This is a genomic window from Bradyrhizobium diversitatis (genome assembly GCF_016031635.1).
Classification (GTDB): domain Bacteria; phylum Pseudomonadota; class Alphaproteobacteria; order Rhizobiales; family Xanthobacteraceae; genus Bradyrhizobium; species Bradyrhizobium diversitatis.
Window position 1 is genome coordinate 1 of record NZ_JACEGD010000131.1, and the last position, 600, is coordinate 600.

1 protein-coding gene is annotated in these 600 nt (G+C 59.8%); it reads left to right on the forward strand.

Going from position 1 to position 600, the window contains the following annotated elements; genetic code table 11:
• Positions 1-600: transposase (locus H1B27_RS39780; RefSeq protein WP_197969790.1), on the forward strand; the 600-nt coding region annotated here is incomplete at both ends.

Here is a 600-nt window from a genome sequence, read left to right on the forward strand (position 1 = left end):
CCAGGAGCCGACGGAGGCGCTGGCCACGAAGGTGACGAGGCTTACCGAGAAGCTGACAAAGCTGAAGGAGGAAATGGGCAAGCTTGCCGTCTACGAGAAGCAAATGCTTGCTTCGCCTGACCAGCAAATCTCGCTGACCGACCCCGACAGCCGCTCGATGGCAACGAGCGGCCGCGGCTCTGGCGTTGTTGGCTACAACGTACAGGTCGCCGTAGACACCGAGCACCATCTGATTGTGACGCATGAGGTGACGAACAGCGGCTCGGATCGGGCACAACTTGCCAATATGGCCAAGCAGGCGAAGGCTGTTCTCAAGACCGAGACGCTCGAAGCGGTAGCCGATCGCGGCTACTTCAACAGCCCAGAGATCCTCGCGTGCCACGAAGCAGGCATCACAGTAACTCTGCCCAAACCGCTAACGTCCGGCGCTAAGGCAGACGGACGCTTCGGTAAACAGGACTTTGCCTATTTGCCAGAGGAGGACGCCTATCGCTGCCCGGCCGGGGAGCGGCTGTCATATCGCTATACGAATGAAGAAGACGGCAAGGTGCTGCGGCGCTACTGGACGACGGCCTGTCAAAGCTGTTCGCTCAAGACCCA